This is a genomic window from Halobacteriovorax sp. DA5 (assembly GCF_002903145.1).
GTDB lineage: Bacteria > Bdellovibrionota > Bacteriovoracia > Bacteriovoracales > Bacteriovoracaceae > Halobacteriovorax_A.
Genome location: NZ_PPDJ01000002.1, coordinates 285904 through 309827, shown reverse-complemented (window position 1 = coordinate 309827; position 23924 = coordinate 285904). Strand labels below are relative to the sequence as shown.

The window sequence follows — 23924 nt, the reverse complement described above, 5'->3', positions numbered from 1 at the left end:
TTCAACTCAAAAACGCTTGTTGCCTTTTAATCACCCCCATTCTTTGTTAAGATATTCTAATATTTTGGAGGAAACACAATGATGTTAGATAGTACAATTGCAAAGGAAGTTATCGACTACGCACTTCTTCGCGGCGCTGACTTTGCAGAAATTTTTGTCGATCGCCAAACGTTTGAATCAATCAGCATTAAGAGTTCGAATGTTGAAAATATTGAAAACGGAATTAACTTCGGAATTGGTATCCGTTTATTTTATGGAACAAAAGTTCTCTACGGTTATACAAATTCAACAAATAAAGAAGAACTACTCGATATTGTTTCATCTTTAAGTGCAAAAGATCTTCGTGATCCTCTCGTTACTGCAACAAATTTTAATTTTGAGAAACCAATTCAAAATCACTTTGTTCAAACTGGACTTAAAAACAATATTTCTCTTGATCAAAAAATTCCACTTCTACTTGAAATTGATCGCCTGACTCGTGGGACAACAGATAAGATCACACAAGTTCCAATTGGAACAAGTCAACGCTTCCAAGAGGTTGAAATTTTCAACTCTGAAGGACTTCACGTCACAGATGAGAGAAACTATGTACGCCTTAGAGCGTCTTGTATTGCATCTGACGGAACGATTCAAGATAGTGCTGGTTATTCACCAGGTGCGATGCTTGGGTGGGAGTTCATTCAAGGTCAAGACCCTAAGTATATTTCGGAAAAACTGGCAAAAGAAGTTTTAACTAAGCTTAAGGCAAAGCCATGCCCGGCCGGAAAAATGCCAGTAGTAATTGATAATGGTTTTGGTGGCGTTATCTTCCACGAAGCTTGTGGTCACTTACTAGAAACTACTTCAGTTGCTAAAAAAGCTTCTGTTTTCTGGGATAAGATGGATCAAATGATTGCCTCTAGTGTAGTTAGTGCCGTTGATGATGGTACTAATCAAAACTACTGGGGTTCAATCAATATCGATGATGAAGGAATGAAGACACAAAAGACTCAACTTATTAAAGACGGTAAGCTTACAAGCTTTATGGTTGATAAGATGGGTTCAATGAAGACTGGTTTTGAGCGTACTGGTTCTGGACGTCGTGAAAACTATAAATATGCACCAACTTCACGTATGAGAAATACTTATATTGAAGCAGGTAAGGATAAGTTTGAAGATATGATCGCTTCAATTGATCACGGTATCTACTGTGCTCAAATGGGTGGTGGATCAGTAAGTCCTGGTACAGGTGAATTTAACTTCTCTGTTATCGAAGGTTACGAAATTAAGAATGGAAAAATTGGAGATCCTGTAAAAGGGGCCACTCTAATTGGAACAGGCCCAGATGCTTTAAAGCAAATATCAATGGTTTCAGATAACCTTGATTTTGCGGCCGGTGTTTGTGGTTCAATTTCAGGTGGAGTAAACACAACAGTTGGACAACCTGCCCTTAAAGTTGATGAAATTCTTGTGGGTGGAGGTAAATAATGAGTAAGAATAAAACAGAGCTACAAAAAGACTATATTAACCGCACCCTTAATATGGCAAAGGATATGGGAATCGATAACGTTGACGTTATCATCTCAGGATCTGAGTCATTTTCACTTAAGGCCGAACAAGGTGAATTAAGTGAATACAAGAAGTCTAACACTGGTGCACTTGGTGTACGTGTTATTAAGGATCAAAGAGTAGGCCTTAGTTTTACAGAAGACCTAAGTGATGAGGCCATTCGCACGACTCTTTACAACGCTTCTCAAAACTCTAAGTTTTCTAAAATTGATGAGTATCAAATGATTGAAGAAGGTATCACACTAGATGATGCCAACCCTAGTGTTAACGTCGATCATGCACCTGATGCAAATGAGATGATTGAAAAATCACTTTATTTAGAAGCAGAAGTAAGACGTCGTGACGAAAACTGCCAAAGTGCTCCTTATAATGGAATCGCTGAAGGTGTTTCAAACTTTGCAATTGGAAACTCAAAAGGAGTTCTTTGTACTCACCAATCAAAGGCCTATACAGCATACACGTCAGCTCTTATAAAAAAAGGCGATAAAAATGCTATGCACTACTTTGCAGATACAAAGAGAGACTTCAGAAATCTTGACTACGATAAAGTAATCAATACTTCACTAGAGGTAGCTAATAACTTTATTGATGCCAAACAAATCAAAACTGGTGATTATGACGTAAATTTTGAAATCGATCTATTCGATAGTATCCTTTCAAGCTTTATGCTTCTATTTAGTGCACGTGCGGCCATCGATAAGTCAAATCCATGGCGTGACAAGCTAGGAGAATTAGTTGCTGACTCTCGCCTAACATTTAAAGACGACCCTTTCTACGTTGGTGGTTATAGTGTTTGTCCATTTGATGGAGAGGGAAAAAAGAAACAAGTAAATACTCTTTTAGAAAATGGTAAACTTGCCCAGTTTCTACACAATAGTGCCACAGCAAAAGAGCTAGGTCTTGCCAATAACTTCTGTGCCACTCGTGGAGCGAAGTCTGCACTAGGAGCAACGACTTCAAACTTCATCATTGAAGCTGGTACAAATACAAAAGACGAATTTAATTCTAGACGTTATGTCGAAATCCTAACAGCTCAGGGCCTTCACAGTGGGATTAGACCAATTAGTGGTGAATTCTCACTAGGTGTAAGTGGGCGTGTATGGAATAACGGTGAAATTGAAGGTTATTTTAAAGATGTAACAGTTAGTGGTAACTTCTTTAAAATGCTAAGTGAAATTGAGCTAATTGGTGACAAGCTTGAAGAATCGAGTGACCACTCATTCTTTACACCAAAAATTCTTTTCAAAGATTTAATGATTGCAGGATCATAATACTGAAAGATTAAAAAAGAAGGCCGCTTATCGCGGCCTTTTTTATTTGAGCATTTTTGGAAATGCAGATTCTTGATAGCGTTGAGAAATCAGTTCAAATAGGGTTACACCTTCACGCTCCCACTCCTTATCATCTCTTTGAAAAAGGTTTTGGCGCTGGCGCTTATCTTTAATGTTTGAAATATAATTTTTAAGTTGGCCTGCAGTCATCTTTTGATCACCAAGCATAACCATCGCACCATCATCCATATCAAAAAGTCCGTCAGTCTCATCAAGGTTATCAAATGAAATTGCAGCAATTGATCCATCAGCTCCGATACCATCCGTACCAGCGCCACCTGAACCATTTAGGCCATCGCCACCACTTCCAGCTCCATATCCTTTTGCTGCGCGTGCGTTCTTAGAGTTTGAAGAGAGTGCATCTGGATTGATTTCCCCTTGAGTATAACCTTCACCAGATAGACTTCCATCACCACGGCCCTGATTGGCCATACGATTTTTAATACGAGATGCCGCTGAACTTCCTAGAGTTGAATTAAGGAAAGAATCTGTAAGTGAAGAAAGGTTTGAGTTATGCTCAGCACTTCTTTTATCTGCAATTCTTTGAAGAGAAGCAAATTCACCACTCTTACCACGTTTTGCAAGGGTGTCTTTCATTAGTTGTGTATCTTTACGTCTCTTAGCATTGCGATCAAGCTGCTTTCTAATTCCATTACTTAAACGAGAAATAGCTGAGTTAGTTGAATTTCCACCTGTTTGAAGTTTTCCACTAACTGTCGAATCTAGAGTTTTTTCACCCTTAAGTGCATCAGCAAATTTAACGCCTGCAGTACTAAAACCACCTAACCAATTTGTAAACTGGCCAAATCCATTATTTAATTGAACATCTGGAATACCACGGTGTGTTTGCTTGCGCTCAACATTAGTGGAAGCATTAATACCGTCGTTAACAGTATGATAGTAATTATGCATTTTTAAAGCATATGCTGCCGTTCCAGAAAGGTTTGCTAGTGTTTGTCCCATGAAATTATTAAGTTTTGCAATTAACATTTCAAAGTACGGAATAAGACCAGGTGTTATATAGTAGTCAAGACGACTCACCTTTGGTGCATAAAAATGGTAACGATAAGCATATTGGGCAAATTCATCGGCCATTCTTCTACGGTCTTCAGTTTCTTTTTCATCGCCATTATCTTCTGATACAAGAGTCGATAAGAAATAGCCTCTTGCATGGTCACGATAGAAATTTGTAATTCGATCATTAAACACATAGTAATTGTGGATATCATTCTTTCCAGCATTAAATGGAATCTTTGTGCGTGAAGTATAATTTGTCGAATACAGGCTCGACATATCCGGCAAGAACGGATCTAGTAGTTTAAGTGCAACACTTCCCTCTTTTTTAGCATAAGTATTTCTCGTACAAGCACCTGCAGCAAGTTCCTTATTACAGACATCATTATTCTGGGAGTGAAAACTCATACATTTAATCTTGTATTTTCGGCCGACTGGAACGCGTGCAATCTTCCAAGTCGAGCTGGTTCTTGGTCCACAAATATTTTCTGGCCCTCTTTCAGGGTCAAGATCAACATCGTAGTCACTACCAAATAGTATCCCACCTGTTGTGATATTTACGAGATTTCCAATAAGACTATTCTTATGGAGTCCAAAGAACTTCATTAACTTCATAATCCAACATACAGGATAGAGACACTTCTTACCAAGAGTGTACCTCTTTCCATTGTATTTGATGTAATTCCAATTGTATTCCTTAAGCCACTGCACAGTGTATTCAAAAAGGGCCGTACCAGCGCTAATATTTTGTAGAGTTGCATCTTCAATGGCCTTAATCTTCATCAGGGCCATATCACGTAAAAAGAGAGTAAAGTCCATACCATGGCCCTTTGCTGTCTCTTTTCTTGCATCTGTAAAAGTAACCTTACCATTTTGAACAAACTCTCCGTAACGAGAAGATTTTGTACACTCACCACTTCCAATACAAGCAGTTACTTGATCTAGGGTTTGCACAAAATAGTCTTGTTCTCTATCTCTAAGAGAATATCCATCATTTTTAACAACAGCATTTCCTAGAGAGTTTTCTTCAACAGCGGACTCACCACCAAGGGCCTCAACACCTTGCTTTTCTTTTTCTGTGATTGTTTGCATATAGTCTTTATCAGAAACCTTCTTACAGTTTCCACCAGTCTCATCACAAACTTCTTTTTCATTATTTAAAACGTAAGTGTCATACTTTCCTAACCCATTACAATTAGCAAGGTAATTGGCCTCAACATCTGGCTGAAGCCAGTCTTCTGGACTCATCGGCCCTACAGTATCAACACAACGACACATCATCTCAAGAGATCTTTTCTTTAAAACAGAATAGAGCTTAAATTGAGAGTGCTTATACTTAATGGCCTCAAAACGAACCACATCGCGAATATTATAGCGTCCAGCACCAGACTTAGGATCATTGCCATCAAAAGTTTCAAGAAACTTTGCATCGTCTTTCATGTAGTAATTTACAATATTATTACGTGCTTCTGGTGTAAGCTTTCCGTTATAGAATAAGTGAAGGAATATTTTCTTTTCATTCTTTGGTAAATCTTCAATATAATTTGTGATCTCTTTTAAGGCCTCTTCACCCACAGTGTAATCAAATTCATCCCACAGCGGTTTACCACGTCCTACGATAGAGGGATCGAAGCGAGAAAAATTAAATCCACGCATTGAATTCGTTTGAATATTCCAATTATACGGTTGGTTGTCTGTTCCAGTATAACTTCCACTAGCAGGACGATATGTATTGTACTGAGACTTAATATGAAAGAAGTCACCTTCGTCCTTACCACCAGTAGTATAGTCCATTGCATACATCATCATCATAACATCAAAGTAGTCATTTGACTGAGCAGATAAAAAGTCACCAAATAGATTTACACGACAAGACTTCATATCTGAGACGTAAACATCTTCAAATAGAGGTGAAGCATTTTGATGTCCATTATAAAGAGTGTAGTCAGGGTCAGTTGTCTCCTTCCCTGTCATCATTGAAATATAATTTGCCTCTACGACTCCATCATTAATAGTAATCTTAGCGTTATCAATACATTGATTAACAAGTTTCATACGAGTGCTATGGTCTGAACCGAGAGGAGCACCCTTATTGGCACAAGAAACAATAGCATTTTGATATGGGGCCGCAAATTTATTAAAGGCATCACTTGAGTTTTGAGGATGCTTTGGATTTGCCTGCGTCTCTTCTTTAAAGTGATCTAGTAATTTAGTGGCCTCACTTGTTTTTGCAGCAACTTGTTGTTGATGAGAGTACTCTGTTGAGACACCAACGTATAGTTGCTCAAAACATTCCTTACGAGGGTAACGAGTTGGAGCATCATTATCATATACTCTTTCAGGTTTTGATAAACATGAATTGTACTCACTATCAACAGTTGCCATATATGTACTAGCTCTAGTGCTTGTGACCTGATTATTTGATAGTAAAGCACTCAATTTTGACTTAAGAGTAGAGACCTTAGATTGAATCTCTGATGAATCACCTGCATTGCCAAAGGCATGGGCACTAGGAATTAATAAATTCATCAGCTTTGAGAATGTTGGTAGAATTGGAGCACAAACTCCATTTGAGTTTTTAAATAGAGACTCACAACACTCACCGCCTTTATCAGGTCGTTGACCAACACTGAAACAACTTGAGCACTTATAATTTGCACGACATACTTTTCGAGTCTTATCACATGAATTTGAACAACATTCGCTATCTTTTGAACAAGAGTCTTTTTCAATACTACATGTATTAATATTTGTTAGACGCTTCATCTTCTTGCATGAGCCAGACTCACAAAAGTCTTCTAAAGGAGAACAAGCTTGATTTTCTTTTTTTGAAACCAGACACTTCTCATAAACATGTTTTGAATTTGAATAAAGAGGAAGTCCACATACTGTACCTTTCACACATTGATTAGTTGGTGAATAACATGGGCCACCTTTTGGAATAAATTTTGCTTCTGTATAAATTAGAAGAGATAATTCTCTAGCACGAGTGTTTACGGGCTTTTTCTTTACTTTATCAATGAGAAATTGAATATATTCATCACTAGTGCCATCAAGGTTTTCTTTCATATAAGCTTTTAAAGCTTTCTTATCGATTTCTTTTCCCTTGCCAACAATTGTCTCAAGCTTTTTCGCTTCTTCAGTAGCAAGCTTGGCCATATCATTTGAAGCATAGGTATGAAAGTTGAACAAGGTAGTGAATGTTAATAATATTATGAGACGAAACATATTTCCCTCTTAATTCCCTTAAGATTAAATTTATATATATTTTATCGGAATAATGAGTAATTTACTCAAGCAGAATATAAATGTTTAATTTTAGGTACAAAATTCGGAAAATCAATAACTTGCGTGTGCCAACTTAATGCCACACACAAGTGTAATATTAGATACTTAGCTTTTACTTAGCTTTTACTTAACTTTAGCGATTGCTTCGTCAATCATGGCCTTACGAGTGGCCGCATCTTTCCATCGATCCCTAGCATCTGGTGCTAATTTATGAATCGGATCAAAATAAGTGAATAACTTATCTGGCTTAACATAAGGTGCTCGCCAAACAGAGATTCCATTTTCTTGATCATAGTACTCATAAGAAGCAACATGGCGTTTTCCACCACCTCCAGGAAGGTCACATACAAAAGTAGGAGTATTGAAACCAGCAGTCGTACCACGAACGGCCTTTTCTAGCTCTTCACCTTCAGCAAGAGTTGTTCTGAAGTGCTCACAACCAGGTACCATATCGTGCATATAAACATAATACGGCTGAATATTCATATAACCAAGCTTACGAGTTAATAGAACCATCGTATCAACATGATTATTTACGCCCTCTTGAAGTACGGCCTGGTTACGAACAAGGATGCCTTCGCTAAAAAGACGTTCCATGGCCATTTGAGACCATTTCGTAATTTCAAGTGGAGAAGAAAAGTGAGTATGAATCATCATTTGTTTTCCAAAACCCTTGGCAAGGTTATTAACCTTAATAAGCGCTTCCATCCACGCATCATCTGTTAAGATCTTTTGTGGAAAAATTGCAATCCCTTTCGTAGCATAACGAATACGACGAATATGAGGGATCTTTAATAAGTTTTCACCAATGTATTGAATCTGCTTAGGGTTAAGCATGAATGCATCCCCTCCAGAGATAACAACATCCTCAACTTTTGGGTGAGCTGCAAGGTATGCAAATACATTATCCCAATGCTTCTGATTTGCACCATATGATTCTTTTTCAACAGTCTCAGTAGAGCCACCAATAACACGAGAGCGTGTACAATAAGCACAGTAAACTGGACAAATTGTTAGAGGTAGAAAAAGTACCTTATCTGGATAGCGGTGAGTAAGCATTGGAACTGGTGAGTCGACATCTTCACTTAAAGAGTCGGCCATATGCATAGGGTGATCTTCTAGGAATTGAGATCCAATAGGAAGGAATTGCTTTCTTAAAGGACAGTTTACAGGGTCATCCCAATCAATTAATGCAAATACATATGGAGTGATACGAATATTCATTGGAGTTATATGTTGACCTTGCTTTAGTTCTTCAAAAAACTCATCTGAAATTTTATCACCAAGAACTTTTTTAACTTGGTCAATTTTTCGAATCGAATTCTTAAGTTGCCACATATGATCTGAGAACTCACCTCTAGTAACATTTTCCCAAGCAGGAATTTGTTTCCAAAAGTCATCATTTCTAAAATTTCTGTGTTCTAAATCTGGAATCTTCGAGTGATCTACGCCTTGATCAATTGTCGTCATAAAATAATCCTTGAATGTAATTTTACATATTATATCCTAAAAAATTCCTTTTTAGGAAACGCTAAACGTGTCATTATTAATATATGGAAAAACCTAATTTAGATTATACCTCAGATGTTTTAGATAATGTCACTAGACAGATTTCATGCGAGAGCGTCAACTCTTTTCTCTTCGCTCAAGGTTACTATCACGGCAAAGATCGTTTAATGCAAATGGAGATGTTGCGTCTAATCGCACAAGGTCGTTTGTGTGAGTGCATTAAAGATAGTGAGGAAACTTTTGCAATTGATAAGTATATGCGTGAGTTGGGTATTAATCACTATGCTAAAGAAGAAGTACAAAATATTGATGAAGAAACAAATAGCTTATTAACACACTATGTAGATGGGATAAATAAGGCCATTCACGAAGCTTATCCCTTTGAATTCAAAATTCTTGGCCACAAACCAAGTGCGTGGACAATAAGTGATACAATCCTAACAATTAAAGCAATGAGCTTTCTAGGACTAGCCCAAGGGCAACAGGATCTAGAGAAATTAATTATTCAATTACTACAGAACGCGCAAAAATTAGACGACAAAAACGATCAACAAACACAGGTCGAAAGAATTAAGTCACTGGCCAAAGGTGCTCTTGATACAATTACAGATAGTGAAGTTAATCTTGTTAATAAAGTTAGAATCTACAATCCACTTATTCCTGAAAGTTATAAATTTTTAAAAAACATTCCAAAGATTCAAGCTTCAAATAACTGGGTTTCAAATATGCAGGGACATGCAATACATGCCTGTGACCCGCATTTAGAATGTAATCGACTTCCTGCAATTTGGTATGAAATGAAGGCCAACATAAAAAATGTTGGTAACTTTTTTGGTATTTCTATGCCTGGTGTACCAGGATTTGTTATGGGAAGAAGTGATGATACGGCCTTTTCTTTCACATACGGCTTCATGGATATGGTAGATCACTTCATTGAAGAGGTCCGTGACAATAAGTATCGTTTTGAATCAAACCTATTTGATTTCAAAATAAGAAGAGATCTCATTAAAAGAAAGAAGAAAGAAGATGTTGAAATATATATGCGTGAAACTCATGCTGGCTTTCTTGAAGTCAATAGTGAGCTAGAGAGCATAACTGATGGACACTACTTATCGATGGCGTGGTCATGTCGAAAAAGAGGTGGCGCAAAAACACTAAAGGCCATCATAGATCTTCTCTACGCAAAAAATGTCGATGATTTATTCGCATGTGTTTCTAATGTGGCCATTAGCTGTAATTGGCTATTATCAGATTCAAGCGGAAATATTGGTTACCATCAATCTGGAGTACTTCCAAAGAGGGCCCATTCTGGCCTATACCCTGTTGAAGGTTATTTTAAGCAAAATATCTGGCAAGGTTATCATGAAGGCAATCAGCTATATCATTACAAAAACCCTGATATTAAAATAATTGCAACTGCTAATAATCGAATTCAGCATGAGCAATTCCCAACGGCCATCAATGCGCCGATGGCATCTTATCGAAAAGATAGAATTGAAGAGCTATTGATTGGCAACAAAGATCATAACGTTGAAATGTTTAAAAAGATGCAATCTGACACATTCTCAAGACAAGCAGATCTTTATATTAACGTTTTTCATTCAGTCTTTGAAAAGAATGAGATAGGCCAACGCCTAATAAATTGGAAGCGCAACTATGATGTCGACAATTGTGAAGCAACTTTATTTGAAGATTTCTATCGCACCCTACTTAAAGACTTCTTTAGTGATCACCTTCTAGGAGAACAAGTCACAACTTATTGTATGGATGAAACGTCAATTATCGCTGACTTCTACGGTTTATTTGATCGTATTTTCCTAACAAATGATATTGACCATATTTGGTTTAAAGATAAAAAAGAAAAAGAACACTATATTCAAAAAGCACTAGAAAAAAGTCAACTCCAAGCACCAAAGAATATGCGCTGGGGAGATAAGAATCGTTATAAGATGAAGCATATTTTATTTGATGGAAAACTCCCTGCTTTCCTAGGCTTTGATATTGATAATGTTGAAATACCAGGCAACCGATCGACCATTACCCAAGGGGCAGTCTATGAGGCCCATGGTAGGACGACTTCTTTTGTACCTTCATGGAAAATGGTTACTGACCACAATCAAGCAGACGTCTACACAGTCTTACCAGGAGGCCTAAGTGATCGCAGGTTCTCAAATAACTACAAAAGTGATGTAAGTAACTGGATTAATGGGCTTTACCGCCACAATGTCATCACGAATGGTAAGTGACTAACCTATTAATACTTGGTCTGTAAGCTTTACAGGCCAAAGCTGCTATTCAAATAAATTTGCTATAAAGAGAGAATGAAAACTCTATTTATATCGCTACTAATTGCCTCGTCACTGCCTTTAACAATTAAGGCAAAAGAATATAATAGTTTAGACTTTCAAAAGTCTGCGGCCTCATATGATAAGCAGCTTCAAGCTGCTTTGATGGACTTCGTTTATGAGACAAAAGACATTGCCTATCAAACGACTTTTACTCCACGTTATATTGTTCGCTACCACGAGAGACTTGAATTAATAGCGGCCTACGAACAACTCGACTACTTACTACATGTACATGATGAAGCAGTAGAAAAAATCACTCATCATATAAGAAAGAAAAATAACGCCAAGGCACTAGAGCTTATAAGAATTCGTACTTCCAAGTACAAAGCAATGCTGTCACTTATGAACTACATGATGATGTCAGGTGAAAACTTTATCTCAGTCTTTTCAGATGACTTTGAAGATATAAATTACGAGTCGAAACATTTTGAAGCAGATTTCAAAGAAACAAAACGTCAATTAAGCGACTCCAATCGTGTAAATAATCAGACAGGCAGAAATCATATCTCAGCTCCATATAATCGCTATCAACTGAGATACATTAAAGCTGCGACAATCACAGATTTTCACAATCTCAACGATGAAGTGTTAAAGCTTGCAGGTAACGATAAGGGCCTAAAGCTTCTTGTTGAAGATATTGAAAATGATATTGAAGAATCTCGCCAAGAGCTAACTTCATTTAAAAGCTTACTTAGAGAAACAAGTTGGAATGCTGGCCGCTATACAATTTTCTACAATATTAAAGAATTTATTTTAAAAAGTTTTAGCTATATTGCCCTGCCTATTAAGCATGCAATAAAAGTCGATGAGCTCAAGAAAATTTCTGAGGCAGAATTTGAACCAGGAGACGTTGGTGCAATCCAACGATATGGAAAGTTATCTAATCTTGTATTTAAAGGTAACTGGACCCATGGCCTAATGTTTATTGGAAAGTATTCTAAATTTAATAATTACTTTAAAGACGATATAGAAACAAATGAAGTTTTTGCAAAAAGGTGCGTTAGCGAATTCATGAAATGCCAGGACTATATATCGTATTTAAAAGAGAAATATCCTGAGTCTATGAAAGAATATGAAGATAGTGAAAAACAGGGTAGGCCATATGTAACACTTGAAGGACTCAAGCCAGGTGTTGTTTTTATGGAACTAGGTCCATCAATGGCCTGGGATAATTTGGTTATTCTTCGACCTAACCTAACAAAGAAAGATAAGGCGCTTGCACTAGAGCGTACATTTAAAAGTATTGGAAAGAAGTATGATTATTCATTCAATGGAAATTCGTATTCTCGTTTCGTTTGTACGGAACTTATTCAATACTCTTATGAAACAAATCCTAATGAAGACAAGCAAGGAATTGAATGGGATGTAAACCTTGTGATGGGCAAGCCTGCAATGTATGGCTTTGATTTAGTACAAACATTCATCAATCAAATAGAAGACCCTACTCGTAAAAATCAATTAAGTCTTGTCGTCTACATGAAAGGACTTAAGAAAAAAGAGCTTGAGCAAAAGGGAAAGACTCCGGATTTTGGAACGGCCAAAAGAGGAACAATACAAGAATTAAAAGAAACATTATAAGAAGAAGAAAGGCCGCTTAAAGCGGCCTTTTTTATTAATTACTTTGACATAACAAAGTTAGATGGAAGTGGAAGAATTGAGCCTTCAATATAAATAGGCTTCTTTACACCTTTTTCAAGACGAGGTGACTCCATATCTAAAACTTCATTTTTCGCTGATGCAATTGCATTATCAACTGAAACTGTTAGAGATAAAACAGCAGCACGATGTGCACGCTCAGAGTTCACAACACCAGATGTTTTTACTTTTCCAGCAAGGAAGCCTTTTACATCAACTGTTTCAAGAATAATTCTCTTTACTTGTAGCGGCGTCAGTTCAGGATTGATATCAAATACCTTACCTGCAACACCAGCAACATATGGAGCTGCTTGTGATGTTCCTGATACTTTAATGTATTTATTTCCTGGAGCACTAGAAAGAATTCCTACACCAGGAGCAGCAACATCAACCATCTTCGCACCGTAGTTAGAAAATGGAGCTAGTTGATCGTAATCAATTGTTGCAGCGACAGAGATTTCATTATCACCTTGAATATTTGTTGGTGAAGTTGGGAAAACATCATTATCAAGGCCATCATTACCTGCTGCAAAAACGAATAATGTATTTGGAGCAGCCTGAAGCATTGATTGAGAGTTTTTAACAAGAGCACTTAGAAAGTACTTCGCATACATATCAACCGTTTCTGGATTTGGTTCTTTCTTTGAAAAAGTCTTCATTACAGTTTCAACAATCATTTTTGCTTGTGGGTAACCTGTACCAAAAGAGCCATTTGCAACACGTGCTCCATGGTCTGCGATATAATAAGCAATTTCGTTAAATGTTGAAGTCTGTGCTTTTGCAAGTTGATCAATTCCTGCCTTAATTAGTTTTTCAACAAATCCACCTAAGAATGAATTAACAGCAATTTTTTGACCAGGAAGCTTAACCTCTGTTGGAATAAGCTTAACTGCAAGAATTTTAGCATCATCAGATTTTACAGCAGAGATACCAGCGACGTGTGTTCCGTGCATAAAGTTTCCATACACAGTCATTCTCTTAATGAAGTCTTCGTCTTTTACAATCGTTCTTATCCAAGTAACCTCTTCTTCAGTAATTGTTCCTCTCATTGACTTCTCTTGAAGCTCAAAGAACTTAACCATGTCATCATTTAAAGTACCAAGGTACTTATAGTCGATAACTTGATTATTACTTTCTGCAAAGTTCCAACCGTAGACATCATCTTGATAACCATTACGGTCCTCATCCCGATCGTTACCAGGAATTTCTAGTTCATTAATCCATGCTTTTGGAGCAATCTGCTCATGCATCATATCTGTACCAGAATCAATAATTGCGATTGTTGCAGCACTTGTCGCACTTGATAAAAGTGCTACTGCTAATATATTTGCTAATATTTTCAAAATTTCCTCCAATGAAATATATTTTGATTAAATTTAAGCTCTATTATCTATTTTAAAATGTAGATTGCATATGTAAAATGAAGATAGCTTACAACGTCTTACATAGAACAAATACTATATAGTATAAAGAACTCAAATACAGCAGAGGAAGTCATGCGTCATTTAACGATATTTGCGACAGATGTCATCAAAGGTCCCCTATTCCAAGATTTAAAAGAACAAGGCCATACAGTTAAAATTTGGGATCGTTTAAAACATGGAACAATCACTCAAGATGACATAGTCGAAAATGCAAAGGAATGTGATGTTATTATCTCAATGCTGAGCAATAAATTTGATGCACAAACTTTAGAAAAACTTCCAAAACTTAAACTCATCTCTCAATATGCAGTTGGTTTTAATAATATAGATATTGATTACTGTAGAAAAAATAATATTGCTGTCACAAACACGCCCAATGTTCTCACAAAGGCCACGGCAGAGCTTGCGATGGCACTGATGCTTTGTAGTGCACGAAAAATTGAAGCAGCAAGACAAAATGTAATTAATAAAGAATGGCAAACATGGGAGCCAGCAGGCTTTATTGGAAAATCTTTATTTGATTTAAAACATGGAATTATTGGTGCAGGAAGAATCGGGACTCAATTTGCAAAAATGTGTAAGGGCGCATTTAACCAAGAGATTCTCTACACTGGCCCAAGCAAGAAAGATCAAATTGAAAATGAGTGCAATGCAACTTATGTTGATCTTCAAACACTTTTAAAAGAAAGTGATATCATCTCTATTCATTGTCCATATAGTCAGTCAACACATGAGCTTTTAGGTCACGATGCCTTTAAATTAATGAAGAAAGATTTAATTCTAATTAATACGGCAAGAGGTGAAATTATAAATGAAAATGCAATGTATGACTTCTTTAAAAATAATGAAGAAGCACAGGCAGGTCTTGACGTTGTTTGTAACGAGCCACTAAGTAGTAACTCTCCTTTAAGAGAACTATCCAATATCTTCATTCTTCCACATATTGGTTCAGCAAATGATGTTGCACGTTCTGATATGGCCAAGCTCATTTTTGATAATATTCAAAGCTTTGCAAATAACGAAGATTTAAAAACAAGTGTTTAAGAATTTTATATAAGGTTTACCTAAATTAAGCTGAAGATTTTTTGATATATTTATACATTATATTCATGAATATAAAGGAGTTATTCATGAAAAAAATATTAATAATCGATGACGATCAAGAAATTAGAGACCTGCTTAGGGCGCTACTAGAAAGTAATTATAATATCGTTGAAGCAAGTAATCAGGATGAGGCCATTGCGACGGCCTGGCAAGAAAAGCCAGACCTAATCCTCTTAGATATACTATTACAAAATGAATCTGGATTTGAAATTTGCTCGCAATTAAAAATGAATGATGAACTTAAAGATACACCAATTGTTTTCATTTCTTCAAAGAATAATGTGAATACAAGAGTAACTGGTTATCAACTTGGTGGCATAAACTTTATCAGTAAACCATTTGAGCCTTCAGAAGTTAAAAGCATTATTAGCACAACTCTTAAGTCTGTTAACAATGAGAATGCACTTGAAGTGATTAATTACCGCGACATTGCTCTTAATATCCCATCTCAAGAAGTTAAAATACGTGGAGAAAGAATTCATTTTACATCTTCAGAGTTCAAAATAATTCATCTACTTCTAAAAAATGAGCAAAATGTTTTGGCGAGAGAGAAAATCCTCAATCATATCGCTCCTGATAATCATAAGGTTAACGATCGCATGATTGATACTTATATAAGTTCAATTAGAAAGAAGATCAAAAATTCTAACTTTATCATCAGAAGTGTTTACGGTGAAGGTTACAAAATTCAAGAGGTATCACTGTAGGTCTTAATAGGCCTACAGACTGTTTAAATAACGTCTTACTTAATCTAAATTAAGCTAAATTTAGACGACTTATCCCTATGGTAGCACTTAAGTCAATTATACTGTTCCTATGAAAAAGCATATCATGGTTATTGACGACTGCTACGAAACTGCCAAGCTCCTTGCCACTAGCCTCGAGAACACATTTAACTCACATGTTCGTTTTCACACTAATCCATTTAAGGCCATTGAAGATATACAAACAATTAAGCTTAATCGCGGAGAGAAGCTTTATATTATTTGCGACTATATGATGCCACAGATGGATGGAATTGAATTGTACGATGAGATTTCATTACTTGATAAAGAAATGAGTTTTATCTTAGTAACAAATGAAAATGACAGCCAAGTAATAGAGGAGGCCGCACGCAAAGGTATCGATCTCTTTGTACTCAAACAACAAGGCTTTGATGTTGTGATTAACCAGATTAATAAAATAATCAATGATGAAAATAGACTCGGTCGAGATATTATAGAGGTATTTGAAATAAGTGATGTTGTTCAAGGTTATCGTGTCGTTGAAAAAGATCATAAACACTTAAAGCTTTTAACAAAGGAAGAGATTCCAAGGAATGCCATTATTAAATTAGATGGTCACTCTTCGAGAGCTCAAATTTATAAAGTTGATAGCTGTAAAATAGTCGACAATAATATTGAAGTCGAATGCAGTCCCGTTAAGGCCTCATAAGTTTAATACGATGAGCTACGACAATTGCCATAATCAAAAGAAGTCCAGCTAGCATATTTCCACCGCTGCCACTATTATTAACATCTTCAATCGTTCCGCAGGCTCCTCCACCACTTTTACCACTACTATAGCTATCGTTTAAAGCAGCTGTTCCACCTACTAGAACGGGATCGTTATAACGGAAACTTGCATTAGGAGTTGTCGAAAATGCTAGAGATACTGCCTCGTATGCATCGACAGCACCTTTTGCACAAGAGCTGCGATCGCAATAATAATCAACAGCTGTTCTTGTGATGATATCTCTAACCTGATCTGGATATAAAGAAGGATTTGCTTGAAAGATCATTGCGGCAGTTGCTGATATAAAGCCAGCGGCCATTGAAGTTCCATTCATTCTTGAAAAGACAGCTGTTCCTTGTGTTGATTGTCCACTGTTAACAGTCGATAAAATACTATCCCCTGGAGCAGCAATATCGACAATACGGCCATAATTTGAATAGGAAGAGCGAGCACGTGTTGTTGCAACGGCACCAACTCTTAAAACTCCACGGCAATTTGATGGTGTATAAAAAGAAGCGTCTGCATTTGAATTTCCAGTTGCAACCACAACAACAACACCTTTAGAGCGCGCAAAATCAATTGATTCTTGCATGTAACGACTACAACTACCACGTGCACCTAAAGACATATTTACAACACGGGCAGGATAAGGATTGGCCGGGACTCCGGAAACACTACCGCCAGCGGCCCATCTCAGAGCATCAGCAATATCTGAAGTAAGACCACCACATGCTCCTAAAACTCGAAGTGGCACTAAATTAACGTTTTTGGCGGCCCCAACGACACCATAACTATTATTAGAGCTTGCTCCAATAATTCCTGCTACGTGTGTACCGTGCCACGTTGATGCATTTGTTCCAGAATTACATGCAGTAGTAGCAGAGCCATAATCCCCTTCATCATTTGGATTTGCATCACGGCCATCTCCATCTCTTGAATTATCAGAGTCGGATATAAAATCATAACCACCTACCACATTTGTATTTAGATCAAAATGGTCTGTTATCCCCGTATCAATAACTGCTACATTAACTCTCGTATCTGTTTCAGAAGTTGCATACTCTCGTGCATGATAGAAAGTATTGTCGAGGTAATTTGTGAAGTGCCACTGACTAGGATAGTAAGTGTCGTTGTACTCACCACCATTAGCAAAGAGCCTTAAATCTTCTTCCACGTATTCAACGTCGTCACTTAAAGCGAATGAAGAAAATTGTGAGCTTGGATTAATTTTTGATTTTTCGACACTTCCATCTTTGTATTTAATGATAAAATCGGCCGAAATATTGGCCGCACTGAAGGCGGCCAAAGCAAGTACTAAAAGTCGCATACTCAATCCTTGAGTTCTTTGATCTTATATATCTTATATAAAGAAAGGCCTGTGGCATCCTGCCTGAGGCAACTACTATATACTAAGCACAAACCGTGCCAATTGTTCATCTTACGATATCAGCTACATCCCAGCATTTACCTGTCAAAATGACACACGCTAGGGCCAAATTGCGAAGAAAAAGGTGTCAGAATTGTGACTTAAATAAAATTTAAATTAGCTTAAAAAAATTAGGCTTGATTTAATTGGACTCAATTAAGGTAACTTTCCAACGACGATTGTCTGGATCAGTTATAAAGAAGAATTGCACACCTTCATGCACAAGTATTTCAGGTATCTTTTCATTAGAGAGAATATTAAGGTTTTCACCAGAGCTTTCTAGTCGATAGTTTACAAACTCAACCTTCTTTTGTAGCTCAATTAACTCATCGTAATTATCAACAACAAAATCAAAAACGATATTATTACCAACTTGGGCAAGTTTAGGACGTTCAACCACGAGAAATCGTAACTCATCGTTAAAGACAACAACTGAGTCAGACGCTCCTTCAACTTCAAGATCAAAAACTTCACTTAAAAAAGTGGAAGTTAAATGAGCATTTGAGCTAAATAAAACGATGTGACCTAATTTCATCTCTTAATTATTACGGGCCTTTTCGATATCGTCAATAATGGCATTGATTTTTAATACGTATTCCCCATCACAACCATCTTCTTGGCAGTGAACAACGCGGTTACATTTAGCTTTAGTATCCCACTCAAAATCATCATGGCCACGAATAAGAAGGCCAACCATCTTATTACTTTCTTTTGAAAATACTGGCCCACCGCTATTGCCACCAAAAGCGTCTAGATTAGTGATATAAAATAAAGGATCAATATCTCTGACAAAACCATTATAAGAATACTTTGATAAGAAACCGTTTGGATGACCAATCATATAGACTTCATCTGAAACTTCAAGTTTAGTTTCTTCTACTTCCACAGGCTTTCTACCACCTTCAACTGTACGATCTAGCTCAATTAGTGCGTAATCAAATGTCTTATCGCGACTTTGGTTATAGGCAAGAATCTTCTTGCAGTTATATACCTGAGATTTCACAAAGTATTGAGTTGCATTACTACTTCCAAGATCCTCACGTGCATCAAAGATAAAGCTTTTACGATCACAAGCGATTTGAACATTTTGAATGCAATGTGCGGCCGTTAGAACCTGCTTTGGCCCAACAAGAACAGCGCTACACTTTCCATACGCTTTCTGGTCAAGAAACTTCTCTTCCCCCTCACAAAGACGTGCATTCTTTGTGAAATCAGAACCGGTTATAGAAAATAGCCTACCGCTAATTACTTCGTTTAAACTCCAACGATTAACAACAATAGCACTCGAGTGAGCATTTATCTTTGCAACAGGAGAATGCATTAACGTTCCTGCATTGACATCAACGATATCAAGATCACCATAAATGGCCTTATCAATATTATCAATTAAATCTGAAATACTTGGCGTAAGATATGCAAAAGCATTGAATGAAATAAAAAGTGAAGTAATAGAAAATAATACTTTTAATTTGTTCATTTTGGCCCTTTATAAAATAATGTTCATATATATAGGCCAAAAAGCTGATAAACACGAGTATTTACGTAATTTTTGTAATTTTTCCAACCTCGTGAACACGGAAAATAAGATCATCTACCTCGTTGAAATCACGTGCAAACTGGCCAAGATACATCCAGTGCGGACCTTCACTCGCGGCCAGTAAGGCCTGTTTATCATCTCGAATCTCTGGGCGCTCTAAGCTAATAAGATGACGCAAGAAAGACTTCTTGGAAATGCCAATGAGCCAACGCTTAGATATTGTTTGAATCTCATGTAATTCATCTAATAGATTTAGATTTTGATCTGTGGTTTTTGAAAAGCCAAAACAAGGATCTAAAATGATTCGCTCAGAAGCTATGCCTGAGCTTTGAAGCTTATCCATTGCCTGCTTGAAAAAAGTCTTTAGAGAGTCAGCATTGAGCTTAGGATCCAAGTAATTCATATGCTCAAGAGTCTTATCGCGGCCAGGAACGAGAGTGTGACAAAGGACGTACTCAATCGTTGGATAATCCTTTAAAAGTTTTATACATTTATCGTCGATAACACCAGAAACATCATTCCAGATAATACGTTCAAACTTTTTAGCATACTTGTCTAAGAACAGCCTCATTGTTTCAGGCTTATAGGTATCAATTGAAATCGTTTTAAATTCATTTAGATACTTAAGGTGCTGGAACAAATACGAATCAAGCCTGGCCCATTCTTCTTGTAAGGAGACAGGATCATTAAATGGAGCGCTACTTTCAGCACCAATATCGATACCGTAATTGGCGTTTTTAAACTTTTCTAATTGTTTGATTTGATAGTCTTGATCGAGATTTAAGTGGCCATCAGAGAATGAATTAGGGGTAGTGTTAACTACCCCTAAAAAAGATATTTTAGTCATTTTAGATTATGCTAATTTTGGATCGTCAATTGGTTTAGAAATTGTCGACTCACCTGCTGCTTTTTGAGAAGGTGCTTGTTGGTTATTAACCTCTTCAACTAAAGGAACACCAATATCTTCACCATCGATTAAAGACTGAATTTGTTTTGAATCAAGAGTTTCCCAAACAATTAGTCCTTCAGCAATTCTATCAAGTGCATCACGGTGATCAGTTAAAATCTTTTTAGCAACTTTATAGTTCTCATCTAAGAAACGTGTGATTTCTGTATCGATTTCACGTGCTGTCTCTTCAGAGTACCCTACACCTTCACTTGGTGCAGTTGAACCAAATGGAGAATTACCTGGTTGATGGAAGTTACGAGGTCCCATTTTAGAACTCATCCCCCATGAACAAACCATACTAGAAGCAAGTTGAGTTGCTCTTTCGATATCATTTGAAGCACCATTTGAGATTTCGTTAAAAACGATTTCTTCAGCAACGCGTCCACCCATTAGGAAAGCAATGAAGTTTTCAGCTTTCTCTAGTGTTAAGTTGTGCATGTCTTCGTTTGGAAGAGTTTGCGTCACACCTAAAGCTCCTCCACGAGGCATAATAGAAACCTTATGGATAGGATCAGTCTTTGGAAGATTCATACCAACAAGAGTGTGTCCTGCTTCGTGGTATGCAGTTACTTTCTTTTCTAGATCAGAAAGTACCATCGACTTTCTTTCAGGCCCCATTAGAACCTTATCTTTTGCTTGTTCGAAATCGATCATTTGAAGAACCTTCTTACCGTAACGAGCAGCAAATAGAGCAGCTTCGTTAACAAGGTTTGCAAGGTCTGCACCTGTGAATCCAGGAGTCCCCTTTGCAATTACCTCAAGATCAACAGCTGTATCAAGTGGAGTTTTCTTTGTATGAACCTTTAGGATTCCAAGACGTCCGCGAACATCTGGAGGTCCAACAGTTACACGTCTATCAAAACGACCAGGTCTAAGAAGGGCCTTATCAAGTACGTCAATTCTGTTTGTTGCCGCAATAAGAATAACACCTTCATTTGATTCAAAACCATCCATTTCAACAAGAAGTTGGTTTAGTGTTTGTTCACGCTCATCGTGTCCACCACCCATACCGTGTCCACGGTGGCGTCCAACAGCATCGATCTCATCAATGAAGATAATACAAGGAGCATTCTTCTTACCTTGTTCAAATAGGTCACGTACACGAGATGCACCAACACCGACAAACATTTCAACGAAGTCTGAACCTGAAATAGAAAAGAATGGAACACCTGCTTCACCAGCAACAGCTCTTGCAAGAAGAGTTTTACCTGTACCAGGAGGACCTACAAGAATTACACCTTTAGGGATCTTACCACCAAGATTAGTGTATTTCTTTGGATCCTTAAGAAAGTCTACAACCTCTTCTAGTTCTTCTTTTGCTTCTTCTACACCTGATACATCAGAAAATGTAACTTTCTTATCGTGTGGAGAAAGCATACGTGCTTTAGACTTTCCAAAACTCATTGCCTTGCCACCACCTGATTGAAGTTGGCGAAGGAAGAAAATAACAATGAGGAATAGGAAAATCATCGGTCCCCAGTGCAGCAAGAAAGTTGTGATAACGTTTTGTTTCTCTTCCGCTTCGTACTCTGGATAGATTCCGTGAGTTTCTAAAATTTTAAAAGTTTCGGCACCTGTCGTTCCTGTCGCTTCAAACCAAGCTCCATTCTCATAGCCGTCCTTAAACTTTCCTAAGATCTTGTCCTTACCCTTTAGAACAACTTTATCAACATGTTTGCCTTTAATTGCACTAACAAAGTCCGGGTATGTCACAGGCTTGTATGCCTGGCGGCTTTCAGAAGAAATTTTAGCGATGGCCGCAAACATAAGGATTAAGATAATCCATAGGAGGAGTGTTTTGTTTTGTCCTTTCATTAAAATCCTTTTTAATTAATTTTCAAATTAACTATTAATCAAATATTCACTAACTAATTACAATTCTTAATAAAATATAAAGCTATATTGTAACCTTATAGTTATTAAAATGGTATCATTTTAGTGAGTGTCAAGCCTAGTAATTTAAAGCCAAACTAAAACTTTACCGCTTTTACGCCATGAATAATGAACTGGAAGACTAATTTCAGAAAAGAACTTGTTTAGGTTCCCATCCCTATCAGCTATCGGACAAATCTTAAGCGAATGCTTAGTATTAGTGTTATTTGATAGAAATGGAACGCCTTCAGGAATCTGCGAATGATTAATGCTAAAATTAATCTTATGACCTTTCTTGACCACGGCCAAATGATTTTTAAAATTAAATACTCGTAGCCCACCGCTAAAGCTTAATGGCCCAATACTCGAAGACTTTACAAGAGAGCGTAGCTTATCAAACTGTGAATGAGTTCGCCCTTTTGATGAATGAGATTGTGAAAGAATTGCCTGCTCAATGCCCTCACTAATTTCACCATTATATGAAATCACGATCCCCCACTGACGCTGAATAACCTTGAAGTCTTGTGCACGACTAAGCTCTTTTTTAATCATTTTCAGCTTATTCATGCGATTACAATAGTGTTTAAGGTGTCCAGGAAAGCGTGGAGCAATCTGATTTGCAACAAGACTTCTTATAAAGTTGCGTTCGTAGCGTAGGTCTTTATTAGAGGCATCTTCAAGCCACTCTAGCCTGGCCAATTTAGCATACATGAGAATCTGTTTCTTAGAGAATGCAAAAAGTGGCCTATAAATATAGCCATTACGATACGGCATACCTAAATCAATCTGCTTTGCCGAAGATTTAAACTGCTGCATAAGTGACCATTCAAAGCAGTCATCAAGATGATGACCAGTAAGAAGTAACTCTCCCGCTGCTAGATTGGACAATAATAGTTGATACCTTTTTTGGCGTGCAATAGATTCGAAATTCCTTGTCTTTAAAGATAAGTGTTCAACCTTATATGTCTTAAATTCGAGGCCATGTCTGTTAGCAAAACTTGATATCAGCTCAACTTCGTCTTCAATCTCTTTTCTTGTGCCATGATCAATATGTAGAAGTCTAAGTTTCTTGGCCCCTGCTTGAACCAGTAGATGCGCTAAAACCATAGAATCAACGCCACCACTACAGGCAACGGCCATAGGTCGAGATAGATCAAGGCCCATATCAACGTTGAATTTCTTAAAATGAGAAATCATCTTAGCTTCAAGCGAATGTGATTTTTTTTGTTTAGGTTTTAGATTCATTGCCATTATTTTCACAAAATTTAACTTTTTGATAAATTATAATATTGACATACGAGGCGCAAGTCATTAATATCCTAATCAATCGAAATGTGCGAATGTAGCTCAGTTGGTTAGAGCGACGGATTCATATCCCGTAGGTCGGCAGTTCAAATCTGCCCTTTCGCACCATTCTCCTCTTATCTAATTCCAATAAATTACAA

16 protein-coding genes and 1 tRNA gene are annotated in these 23924 nt (G+C 37.1%); 8 read left to right on the top strand and 9 right to left on the bottom strand.

The features are described 5' to 3' along the window. The first annotated feature begins 81 nt into the window (after positions 1 to 81). Both C0Z22_RS04820 and C0Z22_RS04815 read left to right on the top strand, forming a co-directional pair. Entirely contained in the window at positions 82 to 1467 is a 1386-nt protein-coding gene (locus C0Z22_RS04820; protein WP_103217567.1) for a TldD/PmbA family protein, read from the top strand. Continuing rightward, positions 1467 to 2819, top strand: a complete 1353-nt coding sequence (locus C0Z22_RS04815) for a TldD/PmbA family protein (RefSeq protein WP_103217208.1) — start codon at positions 1467 to 1469, stop codon at positions 2817 to 2819. Before C0Z22_RS04820 ends, C0Z22_RS04815 begins: the two co-directional genes overlap by 1 nt. 42 nt (positions 2820 to 2861) lie before the next feature. On the opposite strand, the gene C0Z22_RS04810 is transcribed toward C0Z22_RS04815, so the two are convergent. Beyond that, positions 2862 to 7121, bottom strand: a complete 4260-nt coding sequence (locus C0Z22_RS04810) for a hypothetical protein (protein ID WP_103217207.1) — start codon at positions 7119 to 7121, stop codon at positions 2862 to 2864. A 183-nt stretch (positions 7122 to 7304) separates the two neighbouring features. After that, positions 7305 to 8651, bottom strand: a complete 1347-nt coding sequence (locus tag C0Z22_RS04805; RefSeq protein WP_103217206.1) for a KamA family radical SAM protein — start codon at positions 8649 to 8651, stop codon at positions 7305 to 7307. Between the two features lie 83 nt (positions 8652 to 8734). Between C0Z22_RS04805 and C0Z22_RS04800 the strand changes: the two genes are divergently transcribed. Together C0Z22_RS04800 and C0Z22_RS04795 are read left to right on the top strand one after the other, a co-directional pair. Then, complete coding sequence (locus C0Z22_RS04800) at positions 8735 to 10936, top strand: penicillin acylase family protein (RefSeq protein ID WP_103217205.1); 2202 nt, start codon at positions 8735 to 8737, stop codon at positions 10934 to 10936. Positions 10937 to 11011: 75 nt separating this feature from the next. Beyond that, on the top strand, positions 11012 to 12616 hold the full coding sequence (locus C0Z22_RS04795) for a hypothetical protein (RefSeq protein ID WP_103217204.1): 1605 nt from the start codon (positions 11012 to 11014) through the stop codon (positions 12614 to 12616). Positions 12617 to 12654: 38 nt separating this feature from the next. Here C0Z22_RS04795 and C0Z22_RS04790 read toward each other — a convergent pair whose 3' ends face one another. Continuing rightward, a complete protein-coding gene (locus C0Z22_RS04790) occupies positions 12655 to 14016 on the bottom strand; it encodes a S8 family serine peptidase (RefSeq protein ID WP_103217203.1) in 1362 nt (453 codons plus the stop codon). A gap of 153 nt (positions 14017 to 14169) precedes the next feature. Here C0Z22_RS04790 and C0Z22_RS04785 point away from each other — a divergent pair, with 153 nt between their 5' ends. The 3 genes from C0Z22_RS04785 (at position 14170) to C0Z22_RS04775 (ending at position 16635) form a co-directional block, all read left to right on the top strand. After that, positions 14170 to 15141, top strand: coding sequence for a D-glycerate dehydrogenase (locus C0Z22_RS04785; RefSeq protein WP_103217202.1), 972 nt, complete (start codon positions 14170 to 14172; stop codon positions 15139 to 15141). Positions 15142 to 15227: 86 nt separating this feature from the next. Continuing rightward, positions 15228 to 15908, top strand: a complete 681-nt coding sequence (locus tag C0Z22_RS04780; protein WP_158246814.1) for a response regulator transcription factor — start codon at positions 15228 to 15230, stop codon at positions 15906 to 15908. Positions 15909 to 16017: 109 nt separating this feature from the next. After that, positions 16018 to 16635, top strand: coding sequence for a response regulator (locus C0Z22_RS04775; protein ID WP_103217200.1), 618 nt, complete (start codon positions 16018 to 16020; stop codon positions 16633 to 16635). On the opposite strand, the gene C0Z22_RS04770 is transcribed toward C0Z22_RS04775, so the two are convergent. From C0Z22_RS04770 to tilS, 6 genes are all read right to left on the bottom strand, one after another. Then, the gene (locus tag C0Z22_RS04770) at positions 16622 to 18022 is read right to left on the bottom strand and encodes a S8 family peptidase (protein ID WP_103217199.1); all 1401 of its coding nucleotides are present in this window, start codon (positions 18020 to 18022) and stop codon (positions 16622 to 16624) included. The two genes, C0Z22_RS04775 and C0Z22_RS04770, sit on opposite strands and share 14 nt — an antisense overlap. Positions 18023 to 18263: 241 nt before the next feature. Continuing rightward, positions 18264 to 18656, bottom strand: coding sequence for a glyoxalase/bleomycin resistance/dioxygenase family protein (locus tag C0Z22_RS04765; RefSeq protein ID WP_021267033.1), 393 nt, complete (start codon positions 18654 to 18656; stop codon positions 18264 to 18266). Positions 18657 to 18659: 3 nt separating this feature from the next. Beyond that, the gene (locus C0Z22_RS04760) at positions 18660 to 19598 is read right to left on the bottom strand and encodes a serine protease (protein ID WP_103217198.1); all 939 of its coding nucleotides are present in this window, start codon (positions 19596 to 19598) and stop codon (positions 18660 to 18662) included. A 61-nt stretch (positions 19599 to 19659) separates the two neighbouring features. Further along, complete coding sequence (locus tag C0Z22_RS04755) at positions 19660 to 20505, bottom strand: dihydropteroate synthase (protein WP_103217197.1); 846 nt, start codon at positions 20503 to 20505, stop codon at positions 19660 to 19662. 6 nt (positions 20506 to 20511) lie between these two features. After that, positions 20512 to 22422 (bottom strand): ATP-dependent zinc metalloprotease FtsH, encoded by a 1911-nt coding sequence (gene ftsH / locus C0Z22_RS04750; protein ID WP_103217196.1) that lies wholly within the window; start codon positions 22420 to 22422, stop codon positions 20512 to 20514. 144 nt (positions 22423 to 22566) lie between these two features. Then, positions 22567 to 23724 carry a tRNA lysidine(34) synthetase TilS gene (tilS, locus tag C0Z22_RS04745; RefSeq protein ID WP_158246813.1) on the bottom strand — a complete coding sequence of 386 codons (1158 nt, stop codon included), beginning with the start codon at positions 23722 to 23724 and terminating at the stop codon, positions 22567 to 22569. 91 nt (positions 23725 to 23815) lie between these two features. Here tilS and C0Z22_RS04740 point away from each other — a divergent pair. Continuing rightward, positions 23816 to 23892 (top strand) — tRNA-Met (locus C0Z22_RS04740). The last annotated feature ends 32 nt before the right edge of the window (positions 23893 to 23924 follow it).

Bases quoted from the DNA above. Each gene is read 5' to 3' on its own strand.
- C0Z22_RS04820 (WP_103217567.1), top strand. From the start codon at position 82: ATGTTAGATAGTACAATTGCAAAGGAAGTTATCGACTACGCACTTCTT.
- C0Z22_RS04815 (WP_103217208.1), top strand. From the start codon at position 1,467: ATGAGTAAGAATAAAACAGAGCTACAAAAAGACTATATTAACCGCACC.
- C0Z22_RS04810 (WP_103217207.1), bottom strand. From the start codon at position 7,121: ATGTTTCGTCTCATAATATTATTAACATTCACTACCTTGTTCAACTTT.
- C0Z22_RS04805 (WP_103217206.1), bottom strand. From the start codon at position 8,651: ATGACGACAATTGATCAAGGCGTAGATCACTCGAAGATTCCAGATTTA.
- C0Z22_RS04800 (WP_103217205.1), top strand. From the start codon at position 8,735: ATGGAAAAACCTAATTTAGATTATACCTCAGATGTTTTAGATAATGTC.
- C0Z22_RS04795 (WP_103217204.1), top strand. From the start codon at position 11,012: ATGAAAACTCTATTTATATCGCTACTAATTGCCTCGTCACTGCCTTTA.
- C0Z22_RS04785 (WP_103217202.1), top strand. From the start codon at position 14,170: ATGCGTCATTTAACGATATTTGCGACAGATGTCATCAAAGGTCCCCTA.
- C0Z22_RS04780 (WP_158246814.1), top strand. From the start codon at position 15,228: ATGAAAAAAATATTAATAATCGATGACGATCAAGAAATTAGAGACCTG.
- C0Z22_RS04775 (WP_103217200.1), top strand. From the start codon at position 16,018: ATGAAAAAGCATATCATGGTTATTGACGACTGCTACGAAACTGCCAAG.
- C0Z22_RS04770 (WP_103217199.1), bottom strand. From the start codon at position 18,022: ATGCGACTTTTAGTACTTGCTTTGGCCGCCTTCAGTGCGGCCAATATT.
- C0Z22_RS04765 (WP_021267033.1), bottom strand. From the start codon at position 18,656: ATGAAATTAGGTCACATCGTTTTATTTAGCTCAAATGCTCATTTAACT.
- C0Z22_RS04760 (WP_103217198.1), bottom strand. From the start codon at position 19,598: ATGAACAAATTAAAAGTATTATTTTCTATTACTTCACTTTTTATTTCA.
- C0Z22_RS04755 (WP_103217197.1), bottom strand. From the start codon at position 20,505: ATGACTAAAATATCTTTTTTAGGGGTAGTTAACACTACCCCTAATTCA.
- ftsH (WP_103217196.1), bottom strand. From the start codon at position 22,422: ATGAAAGGACAAAACAAAACACTCCTCCTATGGATTATCTTAATCCTT.
- tilS (WP_158246813.1), bottom strand. From the start codon at position 23,724: ATGAATCTAAAACCTAAACAAAAAAAATCACATTCGCTTGAAGCTAAG.